This is a genomic window from Undibacterium sp. Ren11W (assembly GCF_049340485.1).
GTDB lineage: Bacteria > Pseudomonadota > Gammaproteobacteria > Burkholderiales > Burkholderiaceae_D > Undibacterium.
In genome coordinates, this window is record NZ_JBMPPB010000010.1 from 125,417 (window position 1) to 143,978 (window position 18,562).

Consider the following 18,562-nt stretch of genomic DNA (forward strand, 5'->3'; position numbering starts at 1 on the left):
TTGCCCGGCCTTTTCCATATTTGCCTATCCTAAGCTGAACTTAACTTTGCAAAGTCATCAAACTGGCGTTGCCACCGGCTGCCGTGGTGTTAATGCATAAAGCGCGTTCTGCCACCAGACGCCACAGTGGTGCTTCGTTGCTTTCTTGCATTTCTATGACGCAGACGATCGCCTCGTTTTGGGCTGCGAACAAGGTTTTGTAGTCGGCTAGCAGGCTGCCTTCGACTAAGGCAAACTGGGCTTGCGCCTGATCTGCTTCAGCCTGCAAGATACGATCACGCACTAACAGCGGCAAACCGCTAGGTAATAAGGCGATACTTTGCGCCGGTAGCACTGGGGTATTGCCGGTTGCCAGCAAAGCAGCGATTTGGTTCAGCAAGCAATTGACCGTGCTGGCAGCACAAAATACGCGACCGCGCGGCGCAAATGACAAGGTATTGCGCTCGCCGGTAGGACCAGGCAAGACCATCGTCATTTTGTAAGGGCTACGATGCGCGTATTGATCCGCCAGTTCGGCAATTTTTTCATGGCCATGGGTTTTAGCCCAAACCAGCAAGGCATCCAATGCACCCGGCGCCTGACGCTCGTACACGCTATGTCCGGCAATCGTGGCGACTGGATTTCTTTGCAGACGTTTCAGATACAGGGGGCCGCCAGCTTTCGGGCCAGTACCGGATTTGCCTTCGCCACCAAAAGGTTGCACCCCGACTACGGCACCGACGATATTGCGGTTCACGTAAATATTCCCTACATGCGCGCGTTGCGTAATGAAATCGATGGTTTCATCGATGCGTGAATGCACGCCCAAAGTCAAACCAAAGCCGCTGGCATTGATAGACTTTAACAATTTAGGCAGATCATCGCGCTTGTAACGCAGGACATGCAAGACCGGACCAAACACTTCTTTTGTCAGCTCCGACAAAGATGAGATCTCCATCACAGTCGGCGCGACGAAAGTGCCGTTCTCGCAAGAGACTGGCAGATCGAGCGCATAAAAATTCTTGGCTTGCCCGCGCATTTTATCGATATGCGCTTGCAACGCTTGCTGCGCTTCGCGATCAATCACTGGCCCGATATCGACAGCCAACTGATTTGGCTTACCGACGCGCAACTCTTGCATCGCGCCTTTCAGCATTTCCAGCGTCTTGTCGGCGATATCGACTTGCAGGCAAAGCACGCGCAAAGCAGAGCAACGCTGACCGGCGCTATCAAAGGCGGAAGAAATGACATCGTTCACGACTTGTTCCGGCAAGGCACTGCTGTCAACGATCATGACGTTTTGCCCGCCAGTTTCGGCGATCAAAGGGATATCGATATGCTCGGCCACTGAACGCTTGGCCAGAGTGCGATTGATTAGATGCGCCACTTCGGTAGAGCCGGTAAAAATCACGCCTTTGACACGCTTATCGGCCACTAATTGGGCACCGACCACCTCACCAGTACCCGGTAAAAATTGCAATGCTCCACGTGGAACACCGGCGTCGTGCAGCAACTGTATGGCCTTAAAAGCGATCAAGGGCGTTTGTTCGGCTGGTTTTGCCAGCACCACATTGCCGGCCGCCAGCGCCGCGCTGACCTCGCCGATAAAGATCGCCAGTGGGAAATTCCAGGGGCTGATGCAGACTACCGGTCCCAGCGCCTGGGTATTTGGCAAAAACTCGACTTGTGCCGCGTAATAACGTAAAAAATCCACCGCTTCCCGCACTTCGGCCAAAGCATTCGGCAGGGATTTACCGGCTTCGCGGATCGCCAAGGCCATAAAATCGAGGGTCTGAGTCTCGAGTAAGTCTGCCGCTTTTTTCAGCACAGCAGCACGATCAGAAGGCGTCACCGTTTGCCAGTCTATCGCATAATTTTCGGCAGCCAGCAAGGCCATTTGTACATCCTGCGCGTCGGCCTGTATCACATGACCCACTACATCTTGATGATCGGCTGGATTGATGACAGGCTGTGAGCTGGTAGCGGAGACTTGCCCATACAAGAGTGGCAATGCGGTGATGACTTGGGCGCTGCAGTTTGCGAAATGCGCAGCGATTTTTTGTAGTTCCAACTCATTGCTGAAATCCAGGCCGGCCGAATTTTTACGCTCTATCCCAAATAAATCTGCCGGTAAAGAAATCCCGCTATGTGGCTTACCGCCCAATTCGGCTGCAATACTGAGCGGATCGGCGATCAGCGAATCGATAGAAATCGCCTCATCGACAATTTGATTCACGAAAGAAGAATTAGCACCATTTTCGAGTAAACGACGTACCAGATAGGCCAACAAAGTTTGATGCGAACCGACAGGTGCGTAGATACGGCAAGGCTTGTTCAACTTGTCTTTGCCGACCACCTGATCGTACAGGGTTTCGCCCATACCATGCAGGCACTGGAATTCATAATCGGTAATATTTGCTTGCTGCGCCCAAGTGTAAATGGTTGCCAGAGTCAGTGCATTATGGGTGGCGAACTGTGGATAAATAACAGCCGTGGCGGCTAACAATTTTTGCGCACACAATAGGTAAGAGACGTCGGTGTACACCTTGCGGGTATATACCGGGAAGCCACTCATGCCATCGACTTGCGAACGCTTGATCTCGGAATCCCAATACGCGCCCTTGACCAGACGCACCATAAATTTGGTGCCGCTGCGCTGCGCCAGATCGATCAGATAATCGATCACATATGGACAGCGTTTTTGGTAGGCCTGCACCACAAAACCTATACCCTCAAAGCCCTTCAAATCGGCGTCGAAGGCCAAGGCCTCCATCAAATCTAAGGACAGTTCCAGTCTCTCGGTTTCTTCGGCATCGATATTGAGACCGATGTTGTAGTGTTTCGCTAGCAGCAGCAATTTTTTCAGTAGCGGCAACAACTCGTTCATGCTGCGCGCTCTTTGCGCACGCGAGTAACGCGGATGCAGGGCCGAGAGTTTGACCGAAATCCCCGGGCCGTCCTTAATACCGCGCCCGTTCGAGGCCTTGCCTATGGCGTGAATCGCGGTTTCGTAGGCGCTAAAATAAAAGGCAGCGTCATGCGCAGTCAAAGCCGCTTCACCCAGCATGTCGTAAGAATAGCGATAGCCGCGCTTCTCGTTGTCCTCGCCGTTTTTTAGCGCTTCGGCTATAGTCTGACCAGTGACAAACTGATTCCCCAGCATGCGCATCGCCAGATCTACGCCTTTGCGGATTAAAGGTTCGCCGCCTTTAGTAATCAGGCGACTTAAGGCCGAACCGAGACCCTGATCGCTATTGGTGCTGACCAGTTTGCCGGTGACCAGCAAACCCCAGGTGGCGGCATTCACAAACAAAGAGGGCGATTCGCCCAGATGTTTGCGCCAGTCACCTTTACTGATTTTGTCGGCGATCAGACGATCTGCAGTGGCATGATCGGGTATCCGCAACAAGGCTTCGGCCATACACATTAAAGCCACGCCTTCTTCCGAAGATAAAGAAAATTCGTGCATCAGCGCATCGACACCCGATGCGCGGGTGCGCTGCTGACGCACAGCACTAACTAATTGATGCGCCAGAACTTTGATATTCGCTTGTGCACCAGAATGGGGATTTATGTTGGATAATAACCACTGTACCGAAGTTTGTTCGTCGCGCCGATAAACCTGTGTAATGGCATCGCGAAGAGGTGTAGCATGTGGCAACAGTTCGGCTTGCAAAGCTTGGAAGGGCGTAGGCGTAGGTCTCAGCATTATTATCTTTATAGTTTAAATCAAGGTGCGCTTTGAATGGTTTACCTCAAAGCAAATTTGATTTAATTGTATAGGTGAACGCCTATGATTAATTCTGGAAATATCGTCTTATGGCGGAATTTTATATTTCATGAGACAATTACACCGAATATTATTAACCACATCTCTGACTTCTTATGCTAGACAAAATCAGTAAAAGAATATTGGCCGAATTACAAAATGATGGCCGTATCAGCAACGTAGAATTAGCCACCCGCGTCAACCTTTCGCCTGCTGCTTGTCTCGAGCGTGTGCGTAAATTGCAAGAATCGGGTTATATCTTAGGCTATACCGCACAACTCAATCCGCACCTGCTCGATGTCGCGCTTTTGGTGTTTATCGAAGTAGTTTTGGATCGCACTACCGCCGATGTATTTGAAGCCTTTAAACGGGGCGTACAGGCTATCCCAGAAGTATTGGAATGCCATATGGTCGCAGGCGGTTTCGATTATCTGGTCAAAGCCCGCGTCAAGGATATGAATGCCTACCGTGACTTTTTAGGAAAATCCTTATTGCAGCTCAATGGGGTGCGCGAGACGCATACTTATGCCGTGATGGAAGAGGTAAAAAACACCACTAGCTTGCCTATCAAATAGTCACTGCTGGCGCCCAGGCAGAAAATATCTTTGTTTGAATAAATAAGGACATTTATGGAAAATCGTCTGCATCGCCTGGAAGCGGTACAGGCGATATTGTTGGAAATCGGTCAAAAAGCGACTGCGTGCCGCGATATCACTGAATTTCTGAGAACCGTCCATCTGGCACTAGGCCGCATCATGTATGCGGCTAATTTTTATGCGGCCCTCACTGACGGTCACAACAAAAGCGTACGTTTTACCTATTTTGTCGATGAAGCGGACCAGACACCTGATCCCGACGAATTATTTGCCCTACCGCCGACCAATGAATCGGCTACTTCCTGGGTAATACAGAATCGCCAGCGGCTAATACTGACGGCCGCAGAATTCTCAACCATGATCACCACGGCCTGGAATGGCACTCCCGCCGAACACTGGATGGGTTGCCCCTTACTCGATCAACAAGGGCAAATTTTGGGCGCCATGGTGATCCAGAGTTACCATGCGGAGAACATGTACGGTGAAGAAGATCAGGCCTTATTTACCCTGATCGCCAGCCACGTCTCGATCGCCTTGCAGAGTCTGCAAAGCATGAGTAGCTTAGAGCTTGCTGTCAAAGAAAGAACCGCGCTACTCGAACATGAAATCGCTGAGCGCCGGCATGCCGAAGCACTGCAACGTGCACTGTTTGAGATCGCCGAATTGTCCAGCTCGGTAGAACATGTTAACGCCCTGTACGCCAGCATCCATAACAGCATCGCTAAATTGCTGTTCGCGCGCAATTTTGTGATCTTGCGGTTTCATGCAGAAAGCAATGAAATCAGCATAGAGTATTTTGTCGACGAGACCGAAGCGATGCCCGCCGTGAACAGATTCCCTTTGGGGGTGGGTTTAAGTTCTTACGTGATACGCAGCAAGCAAGCGCAACTGATCGATCATGCGCGCTTTGAGAAATTGATAGCCAGCGCAGAAATTCGTCATGGACTTGGCAATTTGCAGATGTCGAGCTGGATGGGTGCGCCTATGCTGGTGCATGAACAAATCATCGGCGTCATCATCTTACAAAGCTACGACCAAAAAATTCTGTATTCAGAACAGGATCTGAATTTACTCGCCTTTGTCGCCAATCATGTCGCTAGTGCGCTATCGCGCTTTGATGCAGAACTAGCATTACGCATCACCAAGAACGACCTTGAACAGCAAAACAGCGCACTCAGCCAGGCTTTGCAAGCGCTGCAAGAAGCCCAGAGTGAATTAGTCAGACAAGAAAAGATGGTGGCGTTAGGTGGCTTGGTAGCGGGCATCGCACACGAGATCAATACCCCTTTGGGAATATGCGTGACCGCCACCAGTCATCTGGCCGAAGAGCTGAAACTAACACGCCAGGAACTAGCCGAAAACAGGCTTACCGAACAAGGGCTGCAACAATTTTTCGAGGTACTCGATCAGGCTCTGCGCATCCTCGAAAGCAATACGCACCGCGCCGCGACTTTGGTACGCAGCTTTAAGCAAGTAGCGGTCGATCAATCCTCGGATCAATTGCGCGAATTTGATTTACACGACTATCTGGAAGAAATCCTGCACTCGCTGCAACCCAAATTTAAGGGCAAGAAGATCGCCATCACACTCAACTGCGCCAGCGGCATACTGGTGACGAGCTTTCCCGGGGCTTTATCGCAATTGCTGACGAATATGCTGATGAATTCGCTCACGCATGGTTTCAATACTAACGCCGAGGGTCAAATTTATATCGCGGCATACTTAGACGCGGATCAGGTTTGCCTGGAATACAGTGATAATGGAAATGGCATGGATGCACAAGCACTGACAAAATTATTTGACCCTTTTTACACCACCAAACGCGGGCAGGGCGGTAGTGGTCTGGGCGCACATATTATCTTTAATCTCATCACTAGCGTACTCAAAGGGACGATACAGGCGAGCAGCGAAATCGGCCATGGTCTGCGCTATAGCCTGCGTTTTCCGCGCCTGCTGCAAGAATAAAGCAAGGCGTTCAGCGCCAGCTTAGAAATCCGGAAAGCGTGCATTGATCGCCAGCGCGGCATCAATATTGGCGATCAATAAATCGACATACTGCGCATCCAGATGAGTGCCACTCACATTTTGTAAATGGCGTATCACATCGTCCAGGGCCCAGGCCGGCTTATAGCAACGGGCATGCATCAGCGCATCAAAAACATCGGCCACGGCCACGATACGCGCGTAAGGATGGATGAGATTTCCGACCAAGCCCTGTGGATAACCAGAGCCGTCAAATTTCTCATGATGTTGATGCGCGATAATCGCGGCCGCTTGAAGTATCGGTCTGTGCGAACCATCCAGTATCGACAGGCCTATGCCGGGATGCTGCTGCATGACCGCCCACTCTTGGGGATCGAGCTTACCTGGTTTTAGCAGCACCGCATCGGGGGTCGCGACTTTACCGATATCGTGCATAGGTGCAGCTTGCTTGAGAATGGCTGCTTCATCGGCCGGCATATTCGAAGCAAGTGCTAATAAATAGCAAACTTCGGCCATGCGCCGCACGTGATTACCAGCCTCATGCGAGCGTGATTCGACCACATCACCGAGGCGCAAAATCAATTCACTCTGGGTTTCGGTGATTTCATTATTGAGCAAAATATTGTCAAATGCGATTGCCACGCCAGAAGAAAAAACCTCAAGTAATTTGGCATCGATCTCACCCACATCGGCAACGCCTTTTAAGACCAGCAAAGAGGCCTTGCCACTACTATTAGGGAAGTAACCGACGTAAGTATCGCCATGCAGGCGCGAGACCCGCGTAGTGCGCGCCTCATCGAGTTGCGCTAGCAGTTCAGGTGAGAAAATATGGCTATCATCTTCTACCTCGCCGACGCGTGCCAACACCTCATATTTTTGTTCGCCCGAAATCCCGATAGCGCCACGCAGGCGCACCAGCATACTTTGTTCTAGGCGTAATAAGGCGATCACCTGTTGCAGCAAACCATTGGCGAAATCGATCAGATTGCGTTGCTGAAAAATCTGTGCCGAGGCTTCGATGACACGCTCCAGACCTTCGCGATAACTCATCTGAAAACGACGTGCCTGCTCCACTTCCATAATGTCGCGATAGGCGCGCAAAGCGGCAAAGGTGGTGGTAAACAATTTCTTGCGGTCGAGCTCGGTTTTTTCTTTGTAATCATTGATGTCGTAATCAACGATCACTCTTTCTTCCGGTGCTTGGCCGGGCTGACCGGTCCGCAAAACGATCCGTGAAAATTTATTCCCCAGATCCTGGCGCATCCAGCGCGCTACCTCCAGACCACTGTCCTCAGCCTCCATCACCACATCTAAAAATACCAGTGCGATATCGGGCTCAAGGGACAAAATTTCTTTCGCTTCGCGGCCACTGTAGGCATCTAAAAATACCAAACCACGACCGTCTAAAAGAAAACGGTTGAGTGTCATTTTGGTGATGGTGTGGACATCGGGTTCATCGTCCACCAACAGAATTTTCCACGGAAGAAGTTTGCTTGCACTAGTAGCTAGGAAGGACATAGGATGAATTCCGTATCAAGAAGATTTCTATCGGAAATAAACTGCCAAACCCATTGTAGCCCTAGCCGCTACACATAACAATCAAGAATCCAATTTACTGTTTTAGCTCCTGTTCGCCAGCGCCAGCTTAATCCCAAATGAGACAAACATCAGACCTATCAGGCGATTCAGTAGCGATGTCAAGCCTCGGTTCACGCGCAGTTTCTGGCTGGCGTAAGCGCTAGTGAGTGCTAAAAAATGGCACCACAGCATGCCGTTAAAATTAAAAATACAGCTCAAAAAAATAAATGCCAGCGCTTTATCCGGTGCACTGGCCGCGATAAATTGCGGAACAAAGGCGAGGAAAAATACCGCGACCTTGGGATTCAAGAGATTGGTCAGAAAACCTTGCAAAAATATTTTACGATAACTCAGGCGCGTCGCGAGCGTGGCGTCCAGTTCAGTATCCTTAGCTGATTTTTGCTGGCTCAGCAATAACCCCAATCCTACGTACAACAAATACGCGGCGCCGATTAATTTTACGATCAGAAAGGCGGTTGCCGAAGTCGCCAGCACAGCCGACAAACCCAGCGCGGCGGCGAAAATATGCACAAAAGTACCACTGCCTATACCTAGCGCTGCCGCCGAACCGGCGCGCCAGCCCTGACTGGCGGCACGTGTCATGATCAACAGAGAGTCGGGGCCGGGAGCCAGATTCAATAACAGGCCGGAGATAACAAATAAGGTCAGATCTTGGGTACCAAACATGCTGAAAAGCTCCAAAGTAAATGGAAATAGTGTGTGCGAACGACACTGGTCACCGGTGTTATTTGAGACTAATTTTTACTGCAGGTTGAGAAGATAGCTGTATGCAAAAAAGCTATTTCTAAAAACCAGTACGCATACCACATGCGGCTTGCAAGCCAAAATGCCGCCAGCAGGCGCATGGAATATGCGCCTTGCGTTTTCCAAATTCGCCCTATGCTTAATTTGGCCGAAAAAAAACGCTGCGTGCAGACTTAGCTGTACCCAGCGCTGTTTAGCTCCTGACGAAGATCGAAACCTCCGTCAAGTTAGCATTAATTAAAACGTCGATTGCGCGCCAAGTGTAATCGTAGAAACATTACCGGTCGCGTTCGAAGTATTGGCTACTTTTACCTTGCGATAGGTATAGTCGGCGCGCACATTGACGTCGGCGTTAACTTGATACATGACGCCAAACCCTAACACCGGTTGTACCGAATATTTAGAGCCGGAACCAATCAGGCTACCGACGCTGCCAACCACTTCACCTTTGACATATGCCAGGCCCATCTTGGCAAGGCCAACAAAGCCCTTCATCGCCGGCGTTTTGACGACACCGGCCACATCAACGCCGCTAGATTTAAACGCACCTGCGACACCGGCACTGCTGGCGGAAGTTTCGCCTAGTGAAAAAAAACTGCCTTCTATTGCCCAAGTTGGCGAGAAATTGTAGCCAGTCAAAATTTGATAACTGGTGTCAGTTTTATCGCAAGCGGTCGCGCCTGTGCAATCAATATTCCATTTGGCGGTACCGATAGCCGCGCCTAAATAGCGTTGTTGGGCCGAAGCATGTGCGCTTAAGGCGAGACCGGCGATCAGCAAACTCATTGCTAACAGTGATTTTTTAGACATGGTAGTGTAAGCCCGTGATAAAAGTGTTATAGAATTTTTTAACAATCAATACTGGAGCAGGTATTGATGTCGGATGCTTCGCATTTTACCGTTTGCACGTGAGCCTTGTCATAACAAGTTTCCCAGTACAAGTTGCTTTTGACGCTAATTGAAACAAACCAAACTACCTGATTGCCTTATGCAAGGACAGAATTCATGCTTGAAAGCTTAGAAGGGCAATGCCAATGCGGCAAAGTACATTATCGCGTGCAAGGTGTCTCGGCGGCCCTGTTCGTCTGCCATTGCCTGGAGTGTCAGCGCCAATCAGCCAGCGCCTTCGGCATGGCATTATGGATTAATGATGCCAAGTTGCAGCTACTTAGCGGCGAACTGAATCAATGGGTACGCGCTACCCCATCCGGCCAGCAGATGCTGTGTCGTTTTTGCCACACTTGTGGCACCCGTCTATTTCATCAGATCAAGGGACAAAATCAACTCAGTATTAAACCGGGCACCTTGAATGAGCCGCGCCAGCTTCAACCAATCGCGCATATCTGGACCAAGAGCAAACAAGACTGGATCAGTATTCCCCCGAATATGCTGCAGTATCCAGAAAACCCGCCCGCTTTCGATACCCTGTTTGCGGCTTGGGAAGCACAACATAAAGACCAAAATACTTAAGCCAAATGCAAGCCCCATCCTCGCACTCATCCATCTCTGAAATCACGTTTTGGCAAGCTCTGAAATTTTGGTTCAAATTAGGCTTCATCAGTTTTGGAGGTCCGGCCGGACAAATCTCCTTGATGCACCAAGAACTGGTAGAGCGACGCCGCTGGATTTCTGAGCGACGTTTTTTACACGCTCTCAATTACTGCATGCTCTTGCCTGGGCCAGAGGCGCAGCAGCTCGCCACTTATCTAGGCTGGCTGATGCATAAAACTCGTGGCGGGGTCGCCGCTGGCGTCTTGTTTGTACTGCCGTCGCTGCTGATATTGATCATACTGTCGTGGCTGTATATCGCCTTCGGTCATCTGTCCTTGGTCGCTAGCCTGTTTTATGGGATCAAACCAGCAGTGACGGCGATCGTGCTACAGGCGGCACATAGGATTGCCGGACGTGCGTTGAAAAATCGCACTTTATGGTGCATCGCAGCAGCCTCCTTTGTAGCGATCTTCGCCTTGAATCTGCCCTTCCCGCTGATCGTATTGAGCGCCGCTTTGTTAGGGTATTTCGGTGGGCGCTATTGGCCGCAAAAATTTTCTAGTCAGGCCGGGCATAGCACCAGCCAAAAGTCTTTTGGACCCGCTCTCATCGATGACGATACCCCGACCCCACCTCACGCACGCTTTAGCTGGTGGAAGCTAAATTGCGTCTTACTCATAGGCGCAGCCTTGTGGGCATTGCCGATGGCGGCCCTAAACTACGTCTATGGATGGGATCACACCCTGACTCAGATGGCCTGGTTTTTCACCAAGGCCGCCTTACTTACTTTTGGCGGTGCCTATGCGGTACTGCCCTACGTGTATCAGGGCGCAGTCGGCTATTACGGCTGGCTCACACCTACACAAATGATAGACGGTCTGGCCTTGGGTGAAACCACACCCGGTCCCTTGATCATGGTGGTGGCCTTTGTCGGCTTTGTCGGTGCCTATGTGAAAGCGGTATTTGGTCCTGAGCAGCAATTTTTGGCTGGCACGCTGGCGGCAATTATCGTCAGTTGGTTTACTTTTTTACCCTCGTTTATCTTTATTTTAGCCGGTGGGCCAGTAGTCGAAGCGACGCATAAAAACCTCAGCTTTACGGCCCCCTTGACGGCGATTACTGCCGCAGTGGTGGGCGTAATACTGAATCTGGCGCTGTTCTTCGGCTACCACGTATTGTGGCCACAGGGCTGGAGTGGCCAGATAGACTTAATTGCAGCGTTAATTGCGGTGCTCGCCTGTGTCGCCCTCTTTCGTTATAAGCGCAGTGTGATGCAGGTGATCGCGGCCTGCGCGATTGCTGGCTTACTGCTGACGCTGTTGAAATAATTGGGTAAGCCGTAAGCACGACTGGCTAGGCGAAAATGGCATAATTTTTAGCATATGTCAGCTTGACCTGAACAACCGGTCGGTCGACTAGCACTTTTTTAAACAAGCTCTAAGGTAAAAAAATGGACAGTCAATTTGAAGATGGCTTGCGCATACGCAAGCAGGTGATGGGCGAGGCTTTTGTCGAAAAAGCTTTCAGCAATGTCGATGCGTTTACCGCGCCGCTGCAAGAATACATCACCCGCAATGCCTGGGGCACGACCTGGTGCCGCGATGGCCTTGATCTAAAAACCCGCAGCTTGATTACGCTCTCTATGCTCACTGCGCTCGGCCGCGCGCACGAGATCCGCGGCCATGTGCGCGGTGCGGTCAACAACGGTGCCAGCATGAAAGAAATCCAGGAAGTCTTATTACACGCCAGCGTCTATTGCGGCATGCCTTTGGCGGTCGATGCCTTCCGCTCCGCGCATGAGGTATTGGCGGAGATGGGCCAGATCACTCAAAGCTAATACGCAATAGCCATGCGCCTTACAGCCCGATAATGGCTGGTAAGGCGCATGCTTATTGCGTGATCGATTTTGGGTAACCTCTACATTTGATTTAAATCAAAATCTGAATTTGAGCCTGAAACTAAGCCATACAACACCGACGATACAGCCGGTGTATTCGCTTACACTGCTAACTCACCTTCCTTAAAGACCATCATGCTTATTCTTCGTCAATGCTGTTTGCTGGGCGCTATTGCGTTAAATGTGTGTGTTGCAATACCGGCCCAGGCTGTGGATAAAGTTGTTGATAATACGAGGGATAAGCAGAGGGATAAGCTGGTTGATAAGCCTAGTGATAAGTATGGTGGTAAGTCTGTACATAAGGATGTTGATAATTCTATAGACGGGAATTTACCTGAACTCATCAAGAGCAAAAAACCTGAAATAAAACAAATAGTTAAAGAAATTTCTGCCAGCCGTATTGATGCCTACATACGCAAGCTAGTGAGTTTTCAGACCCGCCATACGATGTCAGATACGCTCTCCGAGACCACAGGTATAGGAGCAGCGCGGCGTTGGATCAAGGCCGAGCTGGAGCGTTGCGGCGGCGGTCAGCTCGATGTGAGTTTTGACAGCTATCTGGAACCGGCAGGACGCCGCCTGAGCCGCGCTACCGAGATCGTCAATGTCGTCGCCAAGCTCAAGGGTATCAGCGCCCCTGATCGTTACTACGTGGTCAGCGGCCATTATGACTCGCGTGCCAGCGACGTCATGGACGCCACCTCCTTTGCCCCTGGCGCGAACGATGACGCTTCTGGCACCGCCGCCGTGATGGAGATGGCCTGCGTGATGGCGGCGCATCGGTTTGACGCGAGTATTATTTTTATGGCGGTGGCGGCCGAAGAACAAGGTCTGTACGGTGCCAACCACTGGGCGCAGCAAGCACGCGAACAAAATCTGAATATCGAGGGCATGTTTACCAACGACATCATAGGCAGCTCGCGCTCTGAATATGGCGAAATCGATAATCGGCAAGTACGGCTATTTGCCGAAGGCATCCCTGCGCTAAAAGAGATGCCGGAGGCGCTGCGTACCCTGATTGCCACCGGCGGCGAAAACGACAGCCCCTCGCGCCAGCTAGCGCGCCATGTAAAGCAAATCGGCGAACTGTATGTGGCGGATTTTACGGTGAATGTGGTGCACAGACGCGACCGTTATTTACGCGGTGGCGACCATATTCCCTTTTTAGAACGCGGCTATGCGGCCTTGCGCTTTACCGAACCGAACGAAGATTTTCGCCATCAACATCAGGACGTACGGAGCGAACAGGGTGTGCATCTAGGCGATCTGCCCGAGTTTGTCGATCCAAAATACACCGCCCAAGTCACGCGGGTCAACGCGGCGGCATTGGCGAGCTTGGCGCTGGCACCAGCGGCGCCTGCCAGGCTGCAACTAAAAACAACACAGTTGGAAAACGATACCCGTTTAATCTGGGACGCCAACCAGGAAGCCGATCTGGCAAGCTATCGCGTGGTCTGGCGCGAGACTGGCAGTAATCTCTGGCAGGGCAGCGCGCTGGTCGGCAAAGTCACTGAATTTACGGTCAAGGGAAAATCTAAGGATAACTATTTTTTCGGCGTACAGGCTGTGGATAAGTTTGGCAACGTCAGCGTAGCAAGTTATCCTTTGCCACAAAAATAGACAGCGCAATATCCATGCGGCTTACAGGCCAATATCAGGCTGTAAGCCGCATGCATACTGCGTGAGGTATTTTGAATTTTTTGTAATATCTATTTGGGCAAAACACCCGGCTTGACCAACTCATCGACGCTCTTGCCCTGCTGCTGCAATAACGCTTCCAGAGCAGGTAGCAAAGGGCCTAGGGTTTCTTGCAGCATGTTGCGCACGGTGTCGACGATCACCTGGGTGCTGCGCTCGATTTCTATGTTCAGACTGGCTCCGGCCTTTTTTTCAGAAAACACCGTCATGCGCAGGGTTTCCGGTATCAGCCAGACTTCAAACCAGCCTTCCTGACGGTTCACTTCTGCCACCGTCAAGCTAGCGCCATTGATGGCAATATAACCTTTGGCAAAAATATAGCGCAGCCATTCTGGCGGCACGGCGATCCGTATCACATAGTTGTTTTCTAACTCGCGTATCGCCGCGATCTGCGCGGTGAAATCGACATGCCCGGACAAAGGGTGACCGCCGATCTCGGCCCCGTCACGTGCCGCTCGCTCTACATTGATGCGACCATGCTGGGCATAACCCCCCAGGGTGGTGATCGCCAGACTTTGCTGCATCACGTCAAACTCTGCCATGTCGGCATCATGCAAGCTGGTCACCGTCAGGCAAACACCATCTACGGCGACACTGGCACCGATCTCCAGATCTTGACAAAAACCCCGAGGAAAACTGAGCGTAAATGTACGTAAGCCTGGCTTGTCGGTGATGGAATTGATACTGGCGATGCCCTGGACGATACCTGTAAACATGGGTGTTTCCGCTAAAAAGTGAAGTGCCGAGATTGTAAATGTGTTTTAGATTTTGGTGCAGCCTGCAGTCTGACTAGGTGTCTAACTGCTTATCGTGCCCAAGTTGGGCGTCCAAGGTATCGTTGGTCATCTTGACCAAATTATCTCTCAACCATTTATGCGCTGGATTACGCGCATCACGCTCATGCCAGAGCATGTCGATATGCACCTCGGGCATGGCAAACGGTAATTCTTTCCAGATCAAGGCATCGGTCATCCCGGTAGAAGCAATCAGATGATGTGGTAAGACCGTAATCAAATCAGAATTGGCCACCACTTTGCCACCGGTAAAAAATTGATTCACGGTGAGTAAAATACGCCGTTCACGCCCCATCTGCAGCAAGGCTTCATCCACCAAACCATGCGCACGTCCCGAAAAACTGACTAAAAGATGGCTTGCATTGCAATATGCATCGAGCGTCAGCTCTGTTTTTGCCAGTGGGTGATCCTTACTCATCACGCACACATAATGGCCTGAATACAGGCGTTCATGCCGTATCGGGCTACGCGCCGCGCCTTGTCCGCCTATCATTTGCGCCACTACACCAGGGAAAAATCCGACTGCGATATCGATATCACCCCGTATCAGCAAAGGGCGAGGTTCACGCGTAGTCAGCGGCACCATACGGGCATTGATGCCAGGTGCATCACGTTCTATCGCCCTGACCAGGGCAGGCATCCACAGCGCGGCAGTGGCATCGGCCATCGCCATCCTAAACGTGGTTTGCGCCTTGGCCATATCAAAACTGGTCGGCGCAATTGCCGCCTCTAGGGTCGAAAGCGCCTGGCGTATCGCTGGCCACAGGGTTTCGGCACGCGGAGTAGGCTTGACCCCATGTGCCGTACGTATCAGGAGCTCATCGCTAAACGAAAAACGCAGGCGTTTGAGCGCATTCGAGACCGCCGGTTGGGTCATCGCCAGTTTATCGGCAGCACGGGTCAAATTTTGTTCGACCATGACGGCGTCAAATACCCTGAGCAAATTTAAATCTAGGGTGAGGAAGTTCATACGATGATCTCCTGATGTTTTAGTCAATTATTCACAAATACCATATTAGATATGATAAATCAAAATTAGATTTATATATTGCACTGCAATATAGTGATGCTACACAAATTAAAATTGAAAGATAGAGGAAATCATGAGCTTTCTCAATATCGCCTTCCCAGCTGCCAGCGCATTGCCAGTAGCCCAAGTTGCCGTTACTAGCATTATCGCCGCAGCCCGCCCATTATTAGGCTTGGGTATTCTGGCAACCGTATTGATCGTATTTAAACCTTTGATCATGGGTATGTTGCGCGCTGCCTTGTTGGTATTGCATCCAAAAATGACTCGCGATCAAAAAACTGCAAGCCGTAATCTGCTCAATATGTTGACAATTCGTCGTATCGCTAATGATCTCGACTATAGTTCGCCAAATATGGCTGCCGAATTGCGCGCTCTGGCAGCACGCGGCTAAACACCAAGTAAAACTTAGGGGCTCATCATGCAAACATCTGCGTTTACCCAAGCTAGCCACGCAACTTATCGTGACCCGCAGGCTGCGCTCGCTGGCTCCAAGAGTTTGGCATCGATGTTGCCTACTATTCTAACCACCGGCGTGATTACGCTCGTGGTTACGGGTGTTTTACGCTTGCTTTGGGCAGGAATGAGCAATGATTTTTTCTCCGCCTGGATGGAGGCTTGGTTCACTACCTGGCCTATCGCTTTTCCTATCGCCTATTTGAGTAAGCCAGTAATACGAAAAATCAGCCAGAGCCTAACCAGCAGGCCGTTAGCGGAAAATACCAGCTTAAGTCTGGTCAACATAGAGTCCGCATCGGACGACGCGACGAAATCGAATCGCCTAAAGGTACAGCGCAGTAGCTATCTTCATAAATATTACTAAGCCAGACTTAAAAAAAACCGCAAACACTTGTTTAGCGGTTTTTTTTTGCCTGTCTTGTTAAGACTAAAGCGTATATTCCACAAATCATGTATCGCCTCTTGGTTAATTTAACCGAGATTTTAGAATAAAAAAAACGCAGCTGACGCTGCGTTTTTTTTGACTCTGACTTAAGAGCTTAAGAAGCCAGACGTTTTCCTAATGCGACACGAGTCGCTTCCAACTCAGCTGGCAAATGATATTCCAACTTTTCAAACAGTTCTGCATGTAATTTCAATTCCGCTTCCCATGCTGTTTTGTCGATAGAAGTGATGGTATCGAATTGCTGCTGACTAAACTCCAAGCCATCCCAAGTCAGGTCGCCAAATTCTGGTGTCACGCCGAAAATATTTTCTACGCCTTTACCTGTACCTTCAATACGCTCTAGCATCCACTTCAGTACGCGCATGTTGTCGCCAAAACCAGGCCAGACAAACTTGCCGTTTTCATCCGTGCGGAACCAGTTCACGCAATAAATACTAGGTTGCGTGGCGCCTGACGCTACAATTTTTTCACCCATATCCAGCCAGTGTTGGAAGTAATCGCTGACGTTGTAACCAGTGAAAGGCAACATCGCAAACGGATCACGGCGCACGATACCTTGCTGGCCGACAGCCGCAGCAGTGGTTTCTGAACCCATGGTGGCAGCCATGTAAACGCCTTCTACCCAGTTACGCGCTTCAGTTACCAATGGCACCGTGGTAGAGCGACGGCCACCGAAAATGAAAGCAGAAATAGGTACGCCAGCCGGATCGTCCCAAGCGGCATCGAGTACCGGATTTTGAGTTGCAGCGACTGTAAAGCGTGAGTTAGGATGGGCTGCTTTGCGACCAGTTTCTTTAGCGATTTCTGGTGTCCAATCCTTACCTTGCCAGTCGATCAGGTGACTAGGGATTTCTTTGGTCATGCCTTCCCACCAAACATCACCGTCATCTGTCAAAGCAACGTTAGTGAAAATAGAATCACTACGTACTGATGCCATGCAATTGAAGTTGGTATTTTTATTGGTACCAGGTGCTACGCCGAAATAACCCGCTTCTGGGTTAATCGCGTACAAACGGCCATCTTTACCAGGTTTGATCCAGGCAATATCATCACCAATGGTGGTAACTTTCCAACCGCCAAAGCTAGCGGGTGGTATCAACATGGAGAAATTAGTTTTACCGCAAGCCGATGGGAAAGCGGCTGCGATGTAATGCTTTTTACCTTCTGGCGATTCAACACCCAAGATCAGCATGTGTTCTGCCAACCAGCCCTGATCACGACCCATGGTAGAAGCAATACGCAATGCGAAACACTTTTTGCCCAGTAAGGCATTACCACCGTAACCAGAACCATACGACCAGATTTCACGAGTCTCAGGGTAATGCACGATGTATTTAGTCGCGTTACATGGCCAAGCTACGTCTTTTTGACCAGCAGCGAGCGGTGCACCGACCGTATGCATACAAGGAACAAAATCACCATCAGTACCAAGCACGTCATACACCGCTTTGCCCATGCGGGTCATGGTGCGCATATTGACGGCGACATAAGGAGAATCAGACAGCTCAACCCCGATATGGGCGATAGGCGAACCTAATGGCCCCATAGAGAACGGCACCACGTACATGGTGCGGCCCTGCATACAGCCATCGAATAATGGATGCATGGTGGCACGCATTTCCGTAGGTGCCATCCAATTATTGGTTGGGCCCGCGTCTTCTTTCTTTTCCGAACAGATATAGGTGCGGTCTTCTACGCGTGCGACGTCAGTAGGATCTGAACATGCCAGATAACTATTTGGACGTTTTGTCTCGTTGAGTTTTTTCATGGTGCCGGCAGCGACCATCTCGGCGCACAGACGATCATATTCTTCGACCGTACCATCACACCAATAAACGCTGTCCGGTTTAGTCAGCGCCGCCATATCGGCGACCCAATTGATCAATTTTTGTTGCTTAACGTATGCGGGAGCATTCACTGCCGCTACGCCCTTCATGATAGGTTGATTCACGATACTATCTCCAATGCCATTTCAATAAAAAAATCGGTGTAGCGGCACGGCAGTATCATCGTTAGGCTTATTTGCGATGCGAGCCTAACATCGGCTCAAGCAAGAGTAGATAATTTGCACAGCAAGCACA

General features: G+C 50.5%; 15 protein-coding genes. 8 read left to right on the forward strand and 7 right to left on the reverse strand.

What is annotated here, in order from left to right:
- Positions 1-40 precede the first annotated feature (40 nt).
- Entirely contained in the window at positions 41-3,688 is a 3,648-nt protein-coding gene (gene putA / locus ACO0K8_RS19290; RefSeq protein WP_422948276.1) for a trifunctional transcriptional regulator/proline dehydrogenase/L-glutamate gamma-semialdehyde dehydrogenase, read from the reverse strand.
- A 176-nt stretch (positions 3,689-3,864) separates the two neighbouring features.
- Here putA and ACO0K8_RS19295 point away from each other — a divergent pair, with 176 nt between their 5' ends.
- Together ACO0K8_RS19295 and ACO0K8_RS19300 are read left to right on the forward strand one after the other, a co-directional pair.
- Complete coding sequence (locus tag ACO0K8_RS19295; protein ID WP_126127544.1) at positions 3,865-4,323, forward strand: Lrp/AsnC ligand binding domain-containing protein; 459 nt, start codon at positions 3,865-3,867, stop codon at positions 4,321-4,323.
- 54 nt (positions 4,324-4,377) lie between these two features.
- Complete coding sequence (locus ACO0K8_RS19300; RefSeq protein ID WP_422948277.1) at positions 4,378-6,309, forward strand: GAF domain-containing protein; 1,932 nt, start codon at positions 4,378-4,380, stop codon at positions 6,307-6,309.
- A 21-nt stretch (positions 6,310-6,330) separates the two neighbouring features.
- Here the strand turns inward: ACO0K8_RS19300 and ACO0K8_RS19305 are convergent, their stop codons facing one another.
- The 3 genes from ACO0K8_RS19305 to ACO0K8_RS19315 form a co-directional block, all read right to left on the reverse strand.
- The gene (locus ACO0K8_RS19305) at positions 6,331-7,845 is read right to left on the reverse strand and encodes a DUF3369 domain-containing protein (protein ID WP_422948278.1); all 1,515 of its coding nucleotides are present in this window, start codon (positions 7,843-7,845) and stop codon (positions 6,331-6,333) included.
- Between the two features lie 102 nt (positions 7,846-7,947).
- Complete coding sequence (locus tag ACO0K8_RS19310) at positions 7,948-8,592, reverse strand: LysE family translocator (RefSeq protein WP_422948279.1); 645 nt, start codon at positions 8,590-8,592, stop codon at positions 7,948-7,950.
- Between the two features lie 315 nt (positions 8,593-8,907).
- Complete coding sequence (locus tag ACO0K8_RS19315) at positions 8,908-9,480, reverse strand: outer membrane beta-barrel protein (RefSeq protein WP_422948280.1); 573 nt, start codon at positions 9,478-9,480, stop codon at positions 8,908-8,910.
- Positions 9,481-9,675: 195 nt separating this feature from the next.
- Here ACO0K8_RS19315 and ACO0K8_RS19320 point away from each other — a divergent pair, with 195 nt between their 5' ends.
- The 4 genes from ACO0K8_RS19320 (at position 9,676) to ACO0K8_RS19335 (ending at position 13,678) form a co-directional block, all read left to right on the forward strand.
- Positions 9,676-10,140, forward strand: coding sequence for a GFA family protein (locus tag ACO0K8_RS19320; protein ID WP_422948281.1), 465 nt, complete (start codon positions 9,676-9,678; stop codon positions 10,138-10,140).
- 5 nt (positions 10,141-10,145) lie between these two features.
- Positions 10,146-11,489 carry a chromate efflux transporter gene (gene chrA / locus ACO0K8_RS19325; protein WP_422948282.1) on the forward strand — a complete coding sequence of 448 codons (1,344 nt, stop codon included), beginning with the start codon at positions 10,146-10,148 and terminating at the stop codon, positions 11,487-11,489.
- 122 nt (positions 11,490-11,611) lie between these two features.
- Positions 11,612-11,998, forward strand: coding sequence for a carboxymuconolactone decarboxylase family protein (locus ACO0K8_RS19330; RefSeq protein WP_422948283.1), 387 nt, complete (start codon positions 11,612-11,614; stop codon positions 11,996-11,998).
- Positions 11,999-12,193: 195 nt separating this feature from the next.
- On the forward strand, positions 12,194-13,678 hold the full coding sequence (locus ACO0K8_RS19335; RefSeq protein WP_422948284.1) for a M28 family peptidase: 1,485 nt from the start codon (positions 12,194-12,196) through the stop codon (positions 13,676-13,678).
- A gap of 89 nt (positions 13,679-13,767) precedes the next feature.
- Here the strand turns inward: ACO0K8_RS19335 and ACO0K8_RS19340 are convergent, their stop codons facing one another.
- Positions 13,768-14,472, reverse strand: a complete 705-nt coding sequence (locus ACO0K8_RS19340) for a riboflavin synthase subunit alpha (protein ID WP_422948285.1) — start codon at positions 14,470-14,472, stop codon at positions 13,768-13,770.
- Between the two features lie 73 nt (positions 14,473-14,545).
- Positions 14,546-15,520 carry a LysR family transcriptional regulator gene (locus tag ACO0K8_RS19345; RefSeq protein ID WP_422948286.1) on the reverse strand — a complete coding sequence of 325 codons (975 nt, stop codon included), beginning with the start codon at positions 15,518-15,520 and terminating at the stop codon, positions 14,546-14,548.
- 133 nt (positions 15,521-15,653) lie between these two features.
- Here ACO0K8_RS19345 and ACO0K8_RS19350 point away from each other — a divergent pair, with 133 nt between their 5' ends.
- Positions 15,654-15,971, forward strand: coding sequence for a hypothetical protein (locus ACO0K8_RS19350; RefSeq protein WP_422948287.1), 318 nt, complete (start codon positions 15,654-15,656; stop codon positions 15,969-15,971).
- A 27-nt stretch (positions 15,972-15,998) separates the two neighbouring features.
- Positions 15,999-16,400, forward strand: coding sequence for a DUF2798 domain-containing protein (locus ACO0K8_RS19355; protein WP_422948288.1), 402 nt, complete (start codon positions 15,999-16,001; stop codon positions 16,398-16,400).
- Positions 16,401-16,575: 175 nt separating this feature from the next.
- Here the strand turns inward: ACO0K8_RS19355 and ACO0K8_RS19360 are convergent, their stop codons facing one another.
- Complete coding sequence (locus tag ACO0K8_RS19360) at positions 16,576-18,432, reverse strand: phosphoenolpyruvate carboxykinase (GTP) (protein WP_422948289.1); 1,857 nt, start codon at positions 18,430-18,432, stop codon at positions 16,576-16,578.
- Between the last annotated feature and the right edge of the window lie 130 nt (positions 18,433-18,562).